This window comes from Parasutterella muris (assembly GCF_009767915.1).
Lineage (GTDB): Bacteria > Pseudomonadota > Gammaproteobacteria > Burkholderiales > Burkholderiaceae_F > Parasutterella > Parasutterella muris.
The window spans coordinates 1-576 of sequence record NZ_WSRP01000113.1 but is presented as its reverse complement, the minus strand read 5'-3'; the positions used below and the strand labels follow the sequence as shown (position 1 = coordinate 576).

Here is a 576-nt window from a genome sequence, read left to right as displayed (position 1 = left end):
CAGGGATTACTCTTTAAACAGTAAACTTTAACTAGGTTTAACAACATCAAGTAGTCAACCGATTTCAGGAAATGACAACTTGAGAACACCGTTCGAATGGTTGAGAGAATTCAGGTTAACTCTTTCTTCATCAATGAGCTCTTGGGTAAGGCTGCCTGATATCCCGCACTTCATGTTGAACAGAAAGCCAACTTTATTTCTCAGGCAGTCATTGATGTTTTTTGTACCGCTGTAACCTCGGTCAGACACAAGAACAACGTTTTGGATACCTAGTCTGGAGTTGTCAGCGATGACCCGTCTGACGGTTTGTACGTCCGGAACGTTTCCGTCGTAGGTTCGATAGAAGATAGGCAGTCCGCTTTTGGACTCGACCAACATCAGCAGATTAATTTGAGGAAGGTTGTCCTCGTCTTTGTTTCTGCCTCTTTCTACATTTGGCAGTTTATTTGCGTAGCTCGAAATGGAGGTCGAATCTAAAGCCAATGTCAGCTTGTCGTCATCCCCATTTTTTTTCTTCTGCTCTATTAATCCCTCCTGGATGGCAGAAAAGTAATTTTCTATTTGTTGTTTTTTGAT

General features: G+C 42.0%; 1 protein-coding gene. It reads right to left on the bottom strand.

Annotated elements, in window-relative coordinates:
* Window positions 1-54 precede the first annotated feature (54 nt).
* A partial coding sequence (locus E5987_RS12795) for a transposase (RefSeq protein ID WP_237178853.1) occupies window positions 55-576 on the bottom strand: 522 nt, incomplete at its 5' end.